Annotated in this window: 17 protein-coding genes; 8 read left to right on the forward strand and 9 right to left on the reverse strand. The window is 52.1% G+C overall.

Going from position 1 to position 15,925, the window contains the following annotated elements; translation table 11 throughout:
* Positions 1-4: 4 nt before the first annotated feature.
* The 4 genes from ACSHSR_RS18520 to ACSHSR_RS18535 all read right to left on the reverse strand — a co-directional run bounded on the left by ACSHSR_RS18520 (position 5) and on the right by ACSHSR_RS18535 (position 5,663).
* On the reverse strand, positions 5-1,147 hold the full coding sequence (locus tag ACSHSR_RS18520; protein ID WP_044733668.1) for an HDOD domain-containing protein: 1,143 nt from the start codon (positions 1,145-1,147) through the stop codon (positions 5-7).
* 138 nt (positions 1,148-1,285) lie between these two features.
* Entirely contained in the window at positions 1,286-3,766 is a 2,481-nt protein-coding gene (locus tag ACSHSR_RS18525; protein ID WP_479631533.1) for a S9 family peptidase, read from the reverse strand.
* 178 nt (positions 3,767-3,944) lie between these two features.
* Positions 3,945-4,517, reverse strand: a complete 573-nt coding sequence (locus ACSHSR_RS18530) for an aminodeoxychorismate/anthranilate synthase component II (RefSeq protein WP_025889168.1) — start codon at positions 4,515-4,517, stop codon at positions 3,945-3,947.
* A gap of 246 nt (positions 4,518-4,763) precedes the next feature.
* On the reverse strand, positions 4,764-5,663 hold the full coding sequence (locus tag ACSHSR_RS18535) for a LysR family transcriptional regulator (RefSeq protein ID WP_025011314.1): 900 nt from the start codon (positions 5,661-5,663) through the stop codon (positions 4,764-4,766).
* A 232-nt stretch (positions 5,664-5,895) separates the two neighbouring features.
* Between ACSHSR_RS18535 and ACSHSR_RS18540 the strand changes: the two genes are divergently transcribed.
* From ACSHSR_RS18540 to ACSHSR_RS18575, 8 genes are all read left to right on the forward strand, one after another.
* On the forward strand, positions 5,896-7,116 hold the full coding sequence (locus tag ACSHSR_RS18540) for an MFS transporter (protein WP_071239093.1): 1,221 nt from the start codon (positions 5,896-5,898) through the stop codon (positions 7,114-7,116).
* A 140-nt stretch (positions 7,117-7,256) separates the two neighbouring features.
* Positions 7,257-7,652 (forward strand): cyclophilin-like fold protein, encoded by a 396-nt coding sequence (locus tag ACSHSR_RS18545; RefSeq protein WP_062793749.1) that lies wholly within the window; start codon positions 7,257-7,259, stop codon positions 7,650-7,652.
* Positions 7,653-7,656: 4 nt separating this feature from the next.
* Positions 7,657-8,160 carry a (R)-mandelonitrile lyase gene (locus tag ACSHSR_RS18550; protein ID WP_025011315.1) on the forward strand — a complete coding sequence of 168 codons (504 nt, stop codon included), beginning with the start codon at positions 7,657-7,659 and terminating at the stop codon, positions 8,158-8,160.
* 101 nt (positions 8,161-8,261) lie between these two features.
* On the forward strand, positions 8,262-8,921 hold the full coding sequence (locus ACSHSR_RS18555) for a carboxymuconolactone decarboxylase family protein (protein WP_167716060.1): 660 nt from the start codon (positions 8,262-8,264) through the stop codon (positions 8,919-8,921).
* Positions 8,922-8,928: 7 nt separating this feature from the next.
* Positions 8,929-9,459: an alpha/beta hydrolase gene (locus ACSHSR_RS18560; RefSeq protein WP_217351531.1), complete on the forward strand. Its 531-nt coding sequence runs from the start codon at positions 8,929-8,931 to the stop codon at positions 9,457-9,459.
* A 6-nt stretch (positions 9,460-9,465) separates the two neighbouring features.
* Positions 9,466-10,020, forward strand: coding sequence for an alpha/beta hydrolase (locus ACSHSR_RS18565; RefSeq protein WP_217351530.1), 555 nt, complete (start codon positions 9,466-9,468; stop codon positions 10,018-10,020).
* Positions 10,021-10,078: 58 nt separating this feature from the next.
* Positions 10,079-10,717: an NAD(P)H-binding protein gene (locus tag ACSHSR_RS18570; protein ID WP_044733662.1), complete on the forward strand. Its 639-nt coding sequence runs from the start codon at positions 10,079-10,081 to the stop codon at positions 10,715-10,717.
* A 122-nt stretch (positions 10,718-10,839) separates the two neighbouring features.
* Positions 10,840-11,970 (forward strand): GGDEF domain-containing protein, encoded by a 1,131-nt coding sequence (locus tag ACSHSR_RS18575; protein ID WP_167716058.1) that lies wholly within the window; start codon positions 10,840-10,842, stop codon positions 11,968-11,970.
* A 44-nt stretch (positions 11,971-12,014) separates the two neighbouring features.
* Here ACSHSR_RS18575 and ACSHSR_RS18580 read toward each other — a convergent pair whose 3' ends face one another.
* From ACSHSR_RS18580 to petA, 5 genes are all read right to left on the reverse strand, one after another.
* On the reverse strand, positions 12,015-12,467 hold the full coding sequence (locus ACSHSR_RS18580) for a ClpXP protease specificity-enhancing factor (RefSeq protein ID WP_167716056.1): 453 nt from the start codon (positions 12,465-12,467) through the stop codon (positions 12,015-12,017).
* Complete coding sequence (sspA, locus tag ACSHSR_RS18585) at positions 12,467-13,096, reverse strand: stringent starvation protein SspA (protein ID WP_025011321.1); 630 nt, start codon at positions 13,094-13,096, stop codon at positions 12,467-12,469. Before sspA ends, ACSHSR_RS18580 begins: the two co-directional genes overlap by 1 nt.
* A gap of 95 nt (positions 13,097-13,191) precedes the next feature.
* Positions 13,192-13,887, reverse strand: coding sequence for a cytochrome c1 (locus tag ACSHSR_RS18590; protein WP_025011322.1), 696 nt, complete (start codon positions 13,885-13,887; stop codon positions 13,192-13,194).
* On the reverse strand, positions 13,884-15,101 hold the full coding sequence (locus ACSHSR_RS18595) for a cytochrome b (RefSeq protein WP_025011323.1): 1,218 nt from the start codon (positions 15,099-15,101) through the stop codon (positions 13,884-13,886). Before ACSHSR_RS18595 ends, ACSHSR_RS18590 begins: the two co-directional genes overlap by 4 nt.
* Positions 15,101-15,691 carry a ubiquinol-cytochrome c reductase iron-sulfur subunit gene (petA, locus tag ACSHSR_RS18600; protein ID WP_025011324.1) on the reverse strand — a complete coding sequence of 197 codons (591 nt, stop codon included), beginning with the start codon at positions 15,689-15,691 and terminating at the stop codon, positions 15,101-15,103. Before petA ends, ACSHSR_RS18595 begins: the two co-directional genes overlap by 1 nt.
* Positions 15,692-15,925 lie beyond the last annotated feature (234 nt).

A 15,925-nucleotide genomic window follows, 5' to 3' on the forward strand; every position in this document is an offset into this window, starting at 1 on the left:
CGGCTTAAAGCAGCTCGGGTTTGCGGTAATTCTGGCCTTTGAGACGAATGAGTTCCTGTTCCGTGAGCTCATGATACGCCATCATGATCCGCCTGTCCCTGAATTCCAGTTGCCGCATCTCTTCCAGTAAAAAACACTTGGCAAAACAATCGGCTTTGGCCAGCACTGCCGCATTGGGTGACAACTGACTGAAGCCAAGGGCCGTGTCCCGCTCCTTGAGCAGAGTCACCATGGCCGCATCCGCAAACCCAAGCTGGGTTGGCAGTTGCCAATTGAGTGATAGCGCATGCTGCTTGACCAGGGAATAGACCAAGGTGGCGGGGAAATCACACAGGGCTATGGCATCATAGAGCGCCTTATCCCTGTCGCTGCTCGCCTCCCTGAGCCATGAGCCGCGCAACTGCTCAAACAACTTGGCGCTCATGGAGAGCAGCACTGAGATCCCCAGTTGCTGCATCAAGGAAACCGCGTACAGCATTGGGGCATCCAAGTCATGCAACTTGGCCAGGGTTCTGGCGGCAATGCCCTGCACCTGAGAGAAACGCCATAGCTTGCGCACAGTCCAAAGTAAACTGGCGTGGCCTGTAGGCAGCCAATGACGACAGGTGTAGTAAGGGATCAATACCCGCAAGTGCTCAACACCTATATAGCTGAGCACCAGCTTGAGATCTGTCAGTTGCACATCCAGATTCTGCGGCCTGCGGGCCCTGAAGGATGGGCTGTTCACCAGAGAACTCAAGTCTCTCACCAGCCAACTCTGCTCGGCAACGACCGGACGAAGGCGTGCCAGATCAAGCCTTGGGTGCTGCAATAATTCCAGCAGCAAGATCTGTTTATCTGTGATGCCTGATAAGCGTGTCACTTCTTCGATGGAAGCCAGACGGTTGCCAAGCTCAGCCGCCAGGGTATCGGTCAATTGAGCCGATACTCTTTGATAAAGCGCCTTGGCCTGTTGCTGCCTGGCGAGCCGCTCCAGAGTCGCCTCGCGCTCAACCTCAAGCTTGAAGGCCACCGCCTCCAGCTCAGGTTCAAGCTCATCGTCACCACTGTCAATGCGTTGCTTGCCCAGTATCAACTGCTGATACAGACGCTGCTCTATCTCTATTACACTGCCGGGTTTGACCCCACCCGCTACCGACAAGCCCAAAATGTTGCCTTCCTGCCACGCCCGCACCCGGGCCCTGTGTTTTTATGTTAGTCCCTTTAGGGTTATATATATAGCGGTCACACCGGCAAAATCTTGATACCAAAAAGAAACAGGCCTCGAATGAGGCCTGCAAAGTGACTATTTCAACTCTTGTTCAAACAACTTATAAATGCGGCGATACTCGTCCAGCCAGCTCGATGGCTGTCTGAAGCCATGGGGTTCAACCGGGTAGATAGCCGTCTCAAACATCGGCTTTTCCAGCTCTATCAGTCGCTGCACCAGGCGGACACTGTCCTGGAAGAACACGTTGTCGTCCATTACCCCGCTCATGATCAGCAGCGGCTTTTGCAAGCCCTCGGCATGATAGATGGGCGAGCTGCGTTCATAGGCGATGTGGTCAACATCCGGGGTGTTGAGTATGTTCGAGGTATAAGGCGCATTATAGTGAGCCCAGTCGGTCACAGGCCGCAGCGCGGCGCCGGCCTGGAACAACTCGGGTTGGGTAAACAGTGCCATAAAGGTCAAAAAACCACCGTAAGAACCACCATAGGTGCCTACCCGCTTGGCATCAACATTGGCATGCTGGCTCATCCATTTGACACCATCGGCCAAGTCTTCCACTTCCGGATGCCCCATATTACGGTAGATGGCGGTGCGCCAGTCGCGGCCATAGCCTTTGGAGCCGCGATAATCCATGTCCATCACCACATATCCCTGCTGTGCCAGCAGGTTATGGAACATGAACTCACGGAAATAACCGGAAAACCCATAATGGGCATTCTGCAGATAACCGGCACCATGATTGAAGATCACCGCCGGATATGACTCGGCGCGATCTTTGTCGAAACCAGCCGGCAGATACACCCTGGCATAGACGTTACCTGCGCCATGGCTGGAAGGCACGGCAACCACCTCAGGCGCCTGCCAAGGATAGCTCTTGAAGCTGTCGCTGGTGTAATGGGTCAGTTGGGTCAGCTCACCGCCTATGGCTTGAATATAGAGCTCATCCGGCTGGGTCAGGCTGGAGGCGGTCAACAGCAGCGAACGGCCATCCGGGCTCAGGCTGTAGTCGAGCACTCCGTTCCACTGGGTCAACTGCTCATCCTTGCCGCTACTTATCTCAACCCGATAAACATTGTACTTGCCGGGGTGTTCTTTGTTGGCCTTGTAGTAGATATAACGGTTATCCGGGCTCAGGGTGATGTCACTGATCACGAACTTGCCCGAGGTCAAAGCCCGCGCCTTGCCACCGAGCGGCTTGAGATACAGCTGCGAATAACCACTCTCTTCCGACAGGTAGTAAAGGGTCTCGCTGCCGGGTAACCAGCCGTACTGATTGTAGTCATAGTTGACCCAGGCATCGTCATGCAGCCTGTGCTCAGTGACCAGCTTGCCCTTGGCCAGATCGACACTGGCCAGCCACCGGTCTTTGTTGTCCACGGCTTCCAGCATTACGGCCAAGCGCTTGCCTGAGTCTTGCCATTGAATGGCGCTCTGACTCCAGCCCCAATCCTGCATCAGTTGGATCTTGCGCGGGACTTTTTCACTTTCGTAGCGCTCCCCCTTCGCCTTGGCGTTTTCGGCCTTGACGCCGGCCAACACATCCTGGTTGTAGCCTAACAAACCTTCGATGGTTATCTCTTTCTTACTCTGCTGCTGCAAGTCCAGCAGTACCAAGCGCTGCCCTGGTGCCTTGTCTTCAGCCACTCTGGCTCGCACGGGCACAGGATCGACATAGCCATCTTTGCCAAGATAGTTGGGCATGATGTCATGCTCGCCACGCCAGTTGTAACTCTTGTCCTGCAACGCCAGCAGCACATAGCGGCCATCCGGCGACAGGCTCAGTTCCACCAGCTGCTCACTCTCACCCAGATACCAAGGCTTGGCCGACAGGGTCGGGTCTTCATTCTGTAACTGCTGCTGATATGTCTCCCGAGCCTTGGCGTTTTCCTGCTGTTTGGCCACATAGCGGATCAGCTTGTGTTGCTCCTTGGCGAGATAAGTTTCCGGCTCTTTGGTCTGTGCCGGCTCTTTGGTCATCTTGATATCCGCGAGCTGCTCCACAAGGCCTGAGTCTGCATGCAATCTGAATATCTGCCCCGCCTGCCAATAGGCAAGATCGCCATTCGCTAAAAAACGCAGCCCTTCAACCTTGGTATTTTGCCGGGTCAACTGAGTGATCTCACCGCTATCGAGCGCCTTCACGAACAGGTTGCCCTGATAGATATAAGCCTTGCGGCGTTTATCCGGGCTCAGAACACCGTCTCGTTGTGAGACGGTATGCAGTTCAGACAACGCCAGCTCCTGCGCCTGTTTGTCTGTCACTCCCTGACGATAGTAACTGCGCAGCACAGATGCACTCTGCTGGCGGGCGAACAGCACAGCGTGGCTGTCATCGCTCCAGTAGGCACCTTTGGGGGCGAGTCCCATCCAATCTGGATCCGCCATAATTTGATTCAGAGTTAACGGCTTGTCGGCCACAGGAGGCGCTGCCAAGGGTACTGTTTGGCTGGGGTTGGTGATCTCTTGGGTGGTGAGTTGCGGCTCGGTGGCGGCGCAGCCGCTGAGAACGGCCAGAGTCAAAACACTCAGACCGGCATGACGCATCAGGCTTTTCATCATCCTTCCTTTTTTATAGTTATCTTGGCCGCCGGGAAGCGACATATGACAGAAAACAAGCGATTGCGGCCTGTTATACCATATTTGCCAGAGGATGTTGTTCTGCAAAAGCTGAAAACTTGTAAAGGCTTGTTAAGGATGGAGCCTTGGTACGAATCCGGGACTGACTCACTGCTCCTTAAGCCAGACGCAGGAAATTATTGAGCAGTTCAAGCCCCTGTTGGGTCAGAATGGATTCAGGATGAAACTGCACGCCGTAGAGGCGTTTTTGTGCATGGCTGATGGCCATGATTTCCCGCCCGTGTACCGGGTCATCATACCAGGCATCCAGACTGAAGCCTTCGGGCACGCTGTCAATCAGCAGCGAGTGATAGCGGGTCACGGTCAAGGGGTTGGCCAGACCTTGAAACAGCCCGCGACCATTGTGACTGATTGCCGATGTCTTGCCATGCATCACCCGTTTGGCCCGAACCACCTTGGCACCGAATACCTGAGCCAGCGACTGGTGTCCAAGACAGACACCCAAGATAGGCAACTTACCGGCAAAATATTCGATGGCGGCCAGCGAGATCCCCGCCTGATCCGGGCTACAGGGCCCGGGAGAGATCACCAGATAATCCGGCGCCAGCTCGCGGATCTCATCGAGCCCAATCTCATCGTTGCGCTTGATAACAGGCTGCTGCCCCAACTGCTGAAAATACTGCACCAGATTGAAGGTAAAGGAATCATAGTTGTCGATCATCAGCAGCATATAACGGGAACCGATTGATTTAAGAGATAGGGCTTACAGTGCCGCAAACAAGATACCGCTGGAGATGTTCCATCTTTTTTCAGGCGCCATCTTTTTGCGCACGCTATGTTACGTTTAACGCTGAGCTGGTTCAACCTGGGGATGAACAAGGATAGCTTTATTCGGTCAGCTATTGGCTCATTCAAACGACAAACTTATTGTATCCTGAATAATAGATGCCTTGGGCCGGTTCTCCTTGATGCCAGTTCAATCCTTACCCTCATACCTGAGTCTGTCAATAACCAACCTGAATGCCGAACTGATATTACGCCGCCCGGAATAACACAGGCAGTATCCTTCAAACGGCGGACACCAATCGGCCAACACCCGCCGAAGGGATCCATTCTCTATCTCTTCCGTCACTTCGGCTTCGGTAACAAAGGCAATGCCGTGCCCGGCCTTGGCCGCTTCAATACACACATCACTCTCACTGAAAATAAAGGGGCCGGATACATGTTTGACTATCTCTTCGCCCTCTTTTTCAAACTCCCAGTCATAGACGGGTGCATGAGCATGAAACCTCAATACTAGGCAAGCATGCTCGTCCAAGTCATGGGGGTGCTTTGGCACGCCATGGCGTTTGAAGTATTCAGGGGTGGCCACGGCTGCCAATCGCACAGCGGGGCCAATTTTCACGGCAATCATGTCCGGGCCGACAAACTCCCGCAGCCTTACCCCGGCATCGAAACGTTCTTCGGTCAAATCCGTGAGGCGACTTTCCAGATTCAGCTCAATCTGCACTTCCGGGTAGTCACGCACTATCTGTGACAACTTGGGCCACAGCAGGGTTCGCAGCGCAGGTTTACTGGTAGCCAGTCTCACCAGCCCTCTAGGGGCATCACCCAATAGTCGCAACTCTTCAATTCTCGCATTGATCATCCCCAGCCCGGGCTTGAGGGCCGCCAACAATTTTTCACCTGCATCTGTGGTGGACACTTTACGGGAAGTACGATTGAGTAATTTGATACCAACCCCCTCTTCCAGGCGCCTTATTGCATGGCTGACCGCGGATTGAGACAGCTCGAGTCGGGTCGCCGCGCGAGTAAAACTGCGCTCTTCAGCGACCGCCATAAATAGAGTTAAATCACTCAATTCTTCCCGCTTCATATTATTCCCCGGCTTGACCTTCAGCTCATCCAATCAATCAAATATTCACAAGAATACTTCGAAAACCCGGCCAATATAACCGAAAAATATCCATTATCAATGAATTGAATTCATAGTTTCAATGAATCTAGAGCGCTTGTTACCACAGGCGTCCAGACCTATTCTGCTGGTCATAAATTCATCCAACAGCGGCTACCAGTGCCAGCTACTCCAGAGGGGAAATCCTCAATCTATGAGCCATTCAGTTACAGATCCGCTTCCAACCACTGAAGATACCGCCTGCTGGAGTGGTGTCTTTGCCATGTCGTTATGTGTCTTCGTCCTAATTGCGTCTGAATTTATGCCGGTCAGCCTGTTGACTCCTATAGCCTCATCCCTGCAGATAACCGAAGGTATGGCCGGCCAAGGGATAGCCATTTCCGGCATATTGGCCGTGGTGACCAGCTTACTTATCCCGGTACAGGCCGGTAAGATAAACCGTAAAACACTGCTTCTGGGACTGACTGGGCTGATGGGGATTTCCGGCCTCATCATAGGTCTGTCCGATAGCTATGCCAGTTACTTGCTGGGCCGGGCACTGATCGGTGTCGTCATAGGTGGATTCTGGTCCATGTCGGCGGCTATTGCCATGCGCTTGGTACCGAGTGAACAAGTCCCCAAGGCGCTGGCCATCTTCAATGGTGGGAACGCCTTGGCGATGATTTTGGCAGCCCCTCTCGGCGCTTATCTGGGCTCACTGCTTGGTTGGCGAGGCGCCTTTCTCTGTTTATTGCCAATAGCTGTCATCACCCTGATTTGGCAATGGCTTAGCCTGCCGTCCATGCCGGTTAGAGAGCGTTCAGCGAGGATCCGCGGCACTTTTGCGGTACTGGGCTTGTTACGCACTCCAGTAGTGCTGGCCGGTATGCTGGCGATTGCCAGTTTGTTTATGGGGCAGTTTACCCTATTCACTTATGTTCGCCCCTTTCTGGAAAGCGTCACACAAGTGGCTGTAAAGCCATTATCACTGATCCTGTTGCTCATAGGCCTGGCCGGGCTCATAGGCACCAGCCTTATCAATGGGGCTCTGAAACGACAATTTTATCTGACGCTGAAAATCATGCCCTTGTTGATGGCCGTCAGCGCAATCGGTTTGGCGTTCTTTGGCACTCAATTGATCTTGGTGATTGTGTTGTTACTCCTCTGGGGACTTATCGCCACAGCCGCCCCTGTGGGTTGGTGGGCCTGGGTGCCACGGACTATTCCGCAATCGGCCGAAACAGCCGGTGGGCTGATGGTCGCAGTCATTCAGCTCTCTATCGCCTTGGGTTCTACCTTGGGAGGTGTGTTATTCGACATTGGTGGCCACCAACTCTGTTTTGGTATCAGCGCCCTGCTGCTGTTGCTATCCACAGCTTTGGTCGGGGTAACACAAGGCTACGAAACCCCGAAAAGCCAAAAGGATAGGGTCTGACGATGACATGGACAAAGCCTTTGACCAATACAGCCTGTTTAAAGAAAACCAAGGCATTTATGTTTGTCCTGCCTTTCCTTGGAGGACAAATGTCTCAGGCTCAAGACCGGTTATCCACTCAGATTGAGGAGACAAAAATCATGCACAGCATAACTCTGTTACTGGACGGCAAAACCCTGGTCGCGAGCCTGGAAGACAACTCTGCCAGCCGGGATTTTCTTGCCTTGTTACCCCTTGAACTTGAACTGAGCGACTATGGCGCCAGTGAGAAAATCGCGGACTTACCCAAAAAGCTCTCCACCTTGGATGTCCCCAGCGGACATTCGGCCAAGGTTGGCGACCTCACCTATTACGCCCCTTGGGGGAATCTGGCCATTTTCTATCGTGATCACGGCTACGCCCAAGGCTTGATCCCGCTAGGGCGGATAGACACTGGCAAAGAGCTGATGAAATTTTCAGGCAGGCAGAAAATCCGCATAGAAAAAGCGGGGCTTATCGAAAGTAAACAGCTCAAGTCTCACTCTAACAAGGAGTAAAGCAATGAAACTCAACTTCATATTCACTTGCACATTATTGCTCATTTCGCTGCCAAATGTGGCTGCTCAGCCAAAGCAAAGTATCTCAGAATCAGGTTCCCGGCCTTCAATTGCCGGGCCAGAGCAATTTTTCACTGGTGCAGCACGTATCGACCCACTGTTTCCTGCGACCGATGAAATCAATGCATCTGCAGCCTATGTCACCTTTGAGCCTGGTACCCGCACAGCCTGGCATATCCATCCCAAAGGCCAACAAATTATTGTGACTCAGGGCGTAGGCTACACACAGGAATGGGGCAAACCTCGACAACAGATAAAGCCAGGCGATGTGATCTGGTGCCCTGCAGGCATAAAGCACTGGCATGGCGCAGCTCCCAAGACTGCGATGACACATCTTGTGGTCACGGGTCAAGACAATGAAGGCCGTAATGTCAGTTGGCTGGAAAAGGTCAGCGATGAACAGTATCTGGGACAGGATCAAGCAGACAAGACAGGGAAGCACCCATGAAACCCGGGATTAGTTATTGGCCGCTGATACTGTGTCTTTGCATCCCAATATTTCAGACTGCCGGACAAACACCCCATACGCTCCAATCGAGGACACCCACTATGACAGAACCAGAGCCTTTAACCTCAAGACAGCAAGCGATAGTACCTATTGCGGCTTTTGCCGCCGAAGGTAACTTGGCCAAGCTGGATACCGCCCTGGAACAGGGACTGGATGCCGGACTCACCATCAACGATACCAAGGAAATACTGGTACAGGTTTATGCCTACGCCGGCTTTCCCCGCAGCCTCAATGCGCTGGGAACTCTTATGTCAGTAGTTGAGACACGCAAGGCTCGCGGCGTGACAGATGAAATTGGCAAGTTGCCCAGTCATCCGCTCCCCAAAGGTGATGCGTTACTCTCAACGGGTACAGCCAACCAGACACAACTGGCTGGAGGCGTTGTCCAAGGCCCTCTGTTTGACTTTGCACCGGCCATTGATGAGTTTCTCAAGACCCATTTATTCGGTGATATTTTCAGCCGCGATAACCTGAGCTGGCATGACAGGGAAATCGCAACGCTGGCCATGTTGGCGGTTTTGCCTGGCGCTGAACCCCAACTTCAGGCCCACATAGCCATTGCCATGAATCTGAGACTAACACCTGAGCAACTCACATCTGTGATCACCGGCTTGAAGCAACTGGTGAATCAAGCCAGCGCCGAGCGCGCTCAAACCGCGCTGAACCAGCACCTGGAGCACCAGTCCTACAACCAAGAGTAACACCAGCATGAACAACCTAGACACAGCAAAATCCCCCTCTGAGACGCTCGATAATGGGCGTCGTGAACTATTGAAAATGACAGGAACCGGTATCGCCATGACCATTGCAACCACCATCCCCACTCCGGCATTGGCCGAGTCTGAATTGAAGCTCAGTGACAGTTGGGACAAGACCTTCAGCAAGAGTGACAAGGTCGAACATCAAAAAGTCACCTTTAAAAATCGCTACGGCATCACCCTGGCCGCCGACTTCTACCTGCCAAAAGCAAGGCAGGGCAAGCTGGCCGCAATCGCAATAAGTGGCCCCTTCGGCGCGGTGAAAGAACAATCATCAGGCCTATACGCCCAAAAGATGGCCGAATACGGCTTTGCCACATTGGCGTTTGACCCCTCCTATACAGGTGAAAGTGGTGGAGAACCCAGGAACGTCGCATCCCCGGATATCAATACCGAAGATTTCAGTGCTGCCGTGGATTTTCTCGGCTTGCAAAGCCAGGTGGATCGCCAACGAATTGGCATTATCGGCATATGTGGCTGAGGTGGCATGGCACTGAACGCTGCCGCAGTGGATCAACGCATCAAGGCCGTGGTAACCAGCACCATGTATGACATGTCCCGGGTCATGTCCAAGGGCTACAACGACAGCATGACTCATGAGCAGCGCAAAGAAATTCTGGGCCAGTTGAGCCAACAGCGCTGGTTGGATGCCGAAAATGGCAAACCCGGCTATGGCCCTATCTCTCTGGAACTTAAGGGAGGTGAACCCCGGTTTGTGCAGGAATACGCCGATTACTACAAGACCTCGCGTGGTTTTCACCCAAGGGCCATCAACTCCAATGCTTCCTGGACCATCACCAACCCTATGTCATTTATGAATCAACCTCTGCTGACTCATATCGCCGAAATCTCTCCCAGGCCCATTTTGTTGCTCCACGGTGAGAAGGCACATTCCCGCTATTTCAGTGAAACCGCTTTCGCTGAAGCCGCCTCTCCCAAGGAACTGCTGATTATCGAAGACGCCAACCATGTTGACCTCTATGACCAATTGGAGCGGATCCCCTTCGATAAGTTGAACGCATTCTTCGGTGAGTATTTATAACTTTCAAGCGGACAGAGGCTCTCCTCTGTCCAGCCTTCATCTTTAATGGAGTTTGTTGATGCACATTTTGTTAATCGGTGCCAATGGCCGTTCGGCGCAAGCCATCTTGCCGTGTTTGTTGGAGATAAAGGAAGTGCAACTGACGCTTTTTCTTCGAAGATCTGAACGACTGCAACACCTCTACAATGACAGAGTTCGGCTGGTTGAGGGGGATGCCAACAAAGTCGATGACCTGGTCTCGGCATTGCCCGGAATCGATCTGGTGATAAACACCATGGGTGGAATGGATTTGGACCGCAAGACCCGAAATCTGGTGCACGCTATGGAAAATGCTCAGGTGCAGCGCCTCGTTGCACTCAATGCCGGCGGTATCTATGAAGAACTTCCTGAACCCTTCAATAGCTGGGACAAGAGTATGGTGGGTTTCACCCGGCCTGTTAACCTCAGAAGTGCCAATGTTATCGAAGCTTCATCACTCGACTACACCATACTGCGCCCCGTCTGGTTAACCGATAAACCGATAGAAGAGTTTCAACTTACTCAAAAAGGCGAGTGCTTTCTGGGGACCGAAACTTCCCGCGCCAGCTTGGGTAGATTTATTGCCATTTTGGCCAAGAATCCTAGCCTCTATAGCCGCTGTAATCTGGGAATAAGTCAAAGTGGCACAGAGGGCGAGATGCCTGCCGCTTACCGCTGAAAGAGATTGGTCTTTCCGCCAAACTTCACCGGCAATCCGCTGCTATCTGTCGCCAAGACTGGTTCAACAACTGGGTTTGAATTAAGCTGATATTTCGAGTGGCTTATAAAAGTGCTTTGCCTATGCCCAATATGACCAGGTTGCTGAATTTTTTGCTGATGCTGGGGTGTGATAGATGCGCTATCAAGACCCGGGAGCGCAAAGTCATTCAGGTCAACTTGGGCGTACTGGTTTCCGTAACAACTATATTGCTGTTTATTTTGGGTTTTTATATCAGCGGTAACCAAGGCTTTATTCTTTCCGGCTTGAATCAGCTGCCCTTTGTTGCCCTGCTTCCTCTGGTGTTACTGCTCAACTACAAGGGAAAGTTCTTTGCCGCCAGGTGGTGTTTAATGTTGCTGTTGATGGCCGATGCCGCCACAGCTTTAATGACGGCCCAAGGTACCAGTATCAAAATCCACAGCTATTACCTGCTGTTTGCCATCATGTTGGTTGTACTGTTTGAGATCCGTGAATGGCGTTCCATCCTGATCCTGATGTTAGCCAATCTGGGGTTGTTCAGCTTCTTTGAGCTGCACGGCTGGCCATCCCACCCTGATATCGCCCTGCTTTCTACACACACTCTGGCCATTTTAAAGGCCTTGGTGATCTGCTCTTGTATTATCAGCTCCTGCGCCATACTGCTGATCAGCGAAATGTATGCCGAGCGCGCCGAGTTGGTACTGCAACATCAGGCCGACACAGACACCTTGACCGGATTGCTCAACCGCCGCGCATTCATGCGCCAAGTCGCGCTGCAAAGAGAGCAGCCGGGCTGCTGGGTACTTGCCCTGTTGGATCTGGATTTCTTCAAGAAGATAAACGATAACTTTGGCCATGATGCCGGCGATGTCGCCCTTATTCATGTCAGTAAGCTGCTCAAAAAAGCGCTCAAGCCTCAGGAGCGACTGGCCAGAATAGGCGGGGAAGAGTTTGCCTTGCTGCTGAGGCTGGATAAACCCGGGACTCAGGCCCTGCAGCAAAGAGGCGAGCAACTCCTTGAGTCCCTCAGACAACAAGGCCTGGAATATCAAAGTCATTACCTACAACTGACAGCTTCTGTTGGCCTGGCAACTCTCGATCCTGGAGATAGTGCAAGCGAGGCACTCAAACAGGCTGACAAGGCTCTGTATCAGGCCAAGATAAATGGTCGAAACCGAGTGGAGCTGGCCGGCACGGTATTGCAGCCGCTGAAAAGAAAAAGCCAGTCATAGTGACTGGCTTTTTGCAATGCTGTAGCTGAAGCGTCAACCCGGCTTTATTTAACCAAAGTCAGGTGGCCACGCCGTTTGGGCTTGTCTGCTGTAGGTTCAGTTTCGGCTTCAGTCCGTGGCTGTTCAACCTCTTCAACCACATTCAGCAGTGATTCTTCACCCTCTTCAAGCAGATAGGCGTCTTCCATATCGAATACTGTGCCGGCACCATTTTCACGGGCATAGATGGCAACAATAGAAGCCATAGGCAGCAGCACTTGCTGTGGCACACCACCGAAACGAGCATTGAACTCGACAAACTCGTTGCCGAGCTTCAGGCCACCGACAGCACTGCCGGCGACATTCAGTACGATTTGACCATCCTTAACATACTGCAGCGGTACCTGAATATCTGGCACAGTGGCATCCACTACCAGATGTGGAGTCAGCTGATTATCCATCAGCCATTCATAGTAAGCTCTAAGCAGATATGGACGACTTGGGGTCAAATCTTTCATCAGATACCCATGCGCATTTCGCGCTCGGCTTCGGTCAGAGAGGCCTTAAAGGACTCACGCTCGAAAATACGGTTCATATAGGCTTTGATGTCTTTACCCGCGCGGTTATCCAGTTCGATACCCAGCACTGGCAGACGCCACAACAAGGGGCCAAGATAACAGTCAGCCAAACCGAACTCTTCACTCATGAAGTAAGGCATTTCGGCAAACACAGGCGCGATAGACAGCAGGCTTTCCTGCAACTCTTTACGGGCCGCATCGGCGCGGTCACCCTTACGGATACGGTCGACCAAGCAATACCAGTCCGTATCGATGCGATGCATCATCAGACGGCTTTGACCACGGGAAACTGGGTAAACGGGCATCAGCGGCGGGTGCGGGAAGCGCTCGTCCAGATACTCCATGATAATACGGCTTTCGTACAACACCAGTTCACGGTCTACCAGTGTAGGCACTGAGTTGTAAGGGTTGAGTTCCAGCAGATCCTCTGGCATATCATTGGGATCCACCTGCAACACATCAACAGTTACCCCTTTTTCAGCCAATACGATGCGAACCTGATGGCTATAGAGATCATCGGCACCTGAGAACAGGGTCATGATAGAGCGTTTATTGGCAGCAACAGCCATTGATACCCTCCGGAATTGAAAAAAACAAATGTAAACGAGGGGCAATGCCCCCCGTTTACATTATGCGGATAATATATTCTACCCCTTTCTAAGGGTTAGTGTACATCCTTCCAATATTCTTTCTTGAGCAGGTATGCAATCACGAAGAATATAAACAGGAAGCCGAGTACCCATTTACCCAGGTTTTCGCGCTCCAGTTTAACCGGCTCAGCCGAGTAAACCAGAAAACCGGTAAGGTCGCGAACAACCTGATCGTACTCTTCCGCTGACAGACTGCCACCGCTGACGGTGATGCTGCCATCTTCCTGCTTAACCGGCATACCTTGCAGGCCTTCCAGCACATGCGGCATACCGACTGACGGGAACACAGTGTTGTTCACGCCGAAAGGACGACTTGGGTCTTTGTAGAACCCTTTGAGGTAGGAATATACCCAATCTTCACCACGGACACGGGCTACCAGAGTCAGGTCCGGTGGCGCGGCACCGAACCACTTGGCCGCATCTTTGGTTTCAATCGAGTTTTCCATCAGCTCGCCGATCTTGGCATCTGTGTGGATCAGCTTGCGCATCTCATCAACAGGGATATCCAGATCTTCGGCGACACGTTGGTAACGTTGATATTGAGTGCTGTGACAACCGGCGCAGTTGTTTTGAAACAGCTCCACACCACGACGCAGCGACTCTTTATCGGTTAGATCAATATTGGCATCTTCCAGGTGCACATTGTGACCACTGGCGGCAGACACCATACCAGGCACAAAGGCAACCAAAGCAATCAATAACTTTTTCATTTGAATGTCACCCTTTCTGGTACTGGCTTGGTCTTTTCACTCTTGCTGTAGATGAACAACAGCAGGAAGAAACCGAAGTAAGTGAAAGTAAAGATTCGGGCAACAATGGTCAGCGTTGGTGTCGCAGGCACCGCACCCAGGTAACCCAGGACGATAAAGGACACAGCAAACTGAGCAATGTTCAGCTTGTGAATCATGCTGCGGTAGCGAACCGACTTGACCTTACAGCGATCCAGCCATGGCAGAACAAAGAGTACGGCAATCGCCAGACCCATCATAACTACACCACCCAGCTTGTCCGGTACGGCCCGCAAGATGGCGTAGAACGGAGTGAAGTACCATACAGGCGCGATATGCTCAGGCGTCTTCATTGGGTTAGCAGCTTCGAAGTTAGGCTTCTCGAGGAAGTAACCACCGCCTTCAGGCATAAAGAACAGCACGTAACAGAAGACAATCAGGAAGCCGGCAACGCCCATGATATCTTTTACGGTGAAGTAAGGATGGAATGGGATGCCATCGACAGGCCAGCCATTTTCATCTTTGTTCTTCTTGATTTCGATACCATCCGGGTTGTTGGAACCCACTTCATGCAGCGCAATCAGGTGCAGGAATACCAGTACCACAAGTACCAGAGGCAACGCGATAACGTGCAGAGCGAAGAAGCGGTTCAGGGTTGCACCTGAGATCACATAGTCACCGCGGATCCACAGGGTCAAGTCATCACCGATAACCGGAATAGCACCGAACAGTGAGATAATTACCTGAGCGCCCCAGTAGGACATCTGGCCCCATGGCAGCAGATAACCCATAAAGGCTTCGGCCATCAGCACCAGGAAGATCAACATACCGAACAGCCACAGCAGTTCACGAGGCTTCTGGTAAGAACCATAGAGCAGGCCACGGAACATATGCAGGTAAACCACCACAAAGAAAGCCGAGGCCCCGGTGGAATGCATGTAACGCAGCAACCAGCCGTACTCGACATCACGCATGATGTATTCGATGGAGGCAAATGCGCCTTCGGCGGTAGGCACATAGTTCATGGTCAGCCAGATACCGGTCAACAGCTGGTTTACCAGAACCAACAGTGCCAGAGAGCCGAAGAAATACCAGAAGTTAAAATTCTTTGGGGTGGCGTACTGACCAACATGGCGGTTATAAGTCGCCGTCATAGGGATACGCGCATCGATCCAGTCAATTATATTCTTAACCATTATGCAGCTCCCTGGTCTACGCCGATGAGCACGTTACCATCATCAATGTATTGATGTGGAGGAATCACCAGGTTCAGTGGAGCAGGTACGCCCTGGAAGACGCGACCAGCCATATCGAACTTGGAACCGTGACATGGACAGAAGAAACCTGAAGTCACACCTTCAACCTGCTCTGAGAAAGAGTCTGGCAGGTAAGTAGGTGAACAACCCAGGTGAGTACAAATACCTACGGCAATAAAGTACTCAGGCTTAATCGAACGTACGCCATTTTGGGCGTAATCAGGCTGCTGTAATTCGTCAGAAGCCGGGTCCCGCAGTCTGTCATCGTGGGTTGGGAGCTCGTTAAGAACTTCCTCTGTACGGCGGACAATCCATACGGGTTTGCCACGCCATTCCACACGGATCAGCTGACCTGGTTCTAGCTTACTGATATTTACTTCTACCGGCGCACCTGCAGCTTTCGCTTTGGCACTCGGATTCCATGACTTTATAAAGGGAACCGCTACAGCGACGGCACCAGCACCGCCCACTACGGCGGTTGCAGCTGTCAGGAATCTGCGACGTCCGGTATCGACTGGCGCATTGCTCATCCACTTATCTCCCAGAGGGTGTTGGAATTTTTGTTTTTCAAGACTTTAGGCCTCTTAGTTCTCACTAAAGGGAAAAGTCGAATTTTGAGGCGGGGCTCATTATAGCGAAAAATTAGAAGCAGATCATAGTCAAAAGACACAAGTTGGTTAGGGAGATTACAGTTTTTTAGCAGATAGGGTTAAAAAAACAGCAGATTTAGGCTGCAAAATCTGAGCATCTCGAGAGTAATTTAA

Source organism: Shewanella sp. VK101 (assembly GCF_056497865.1).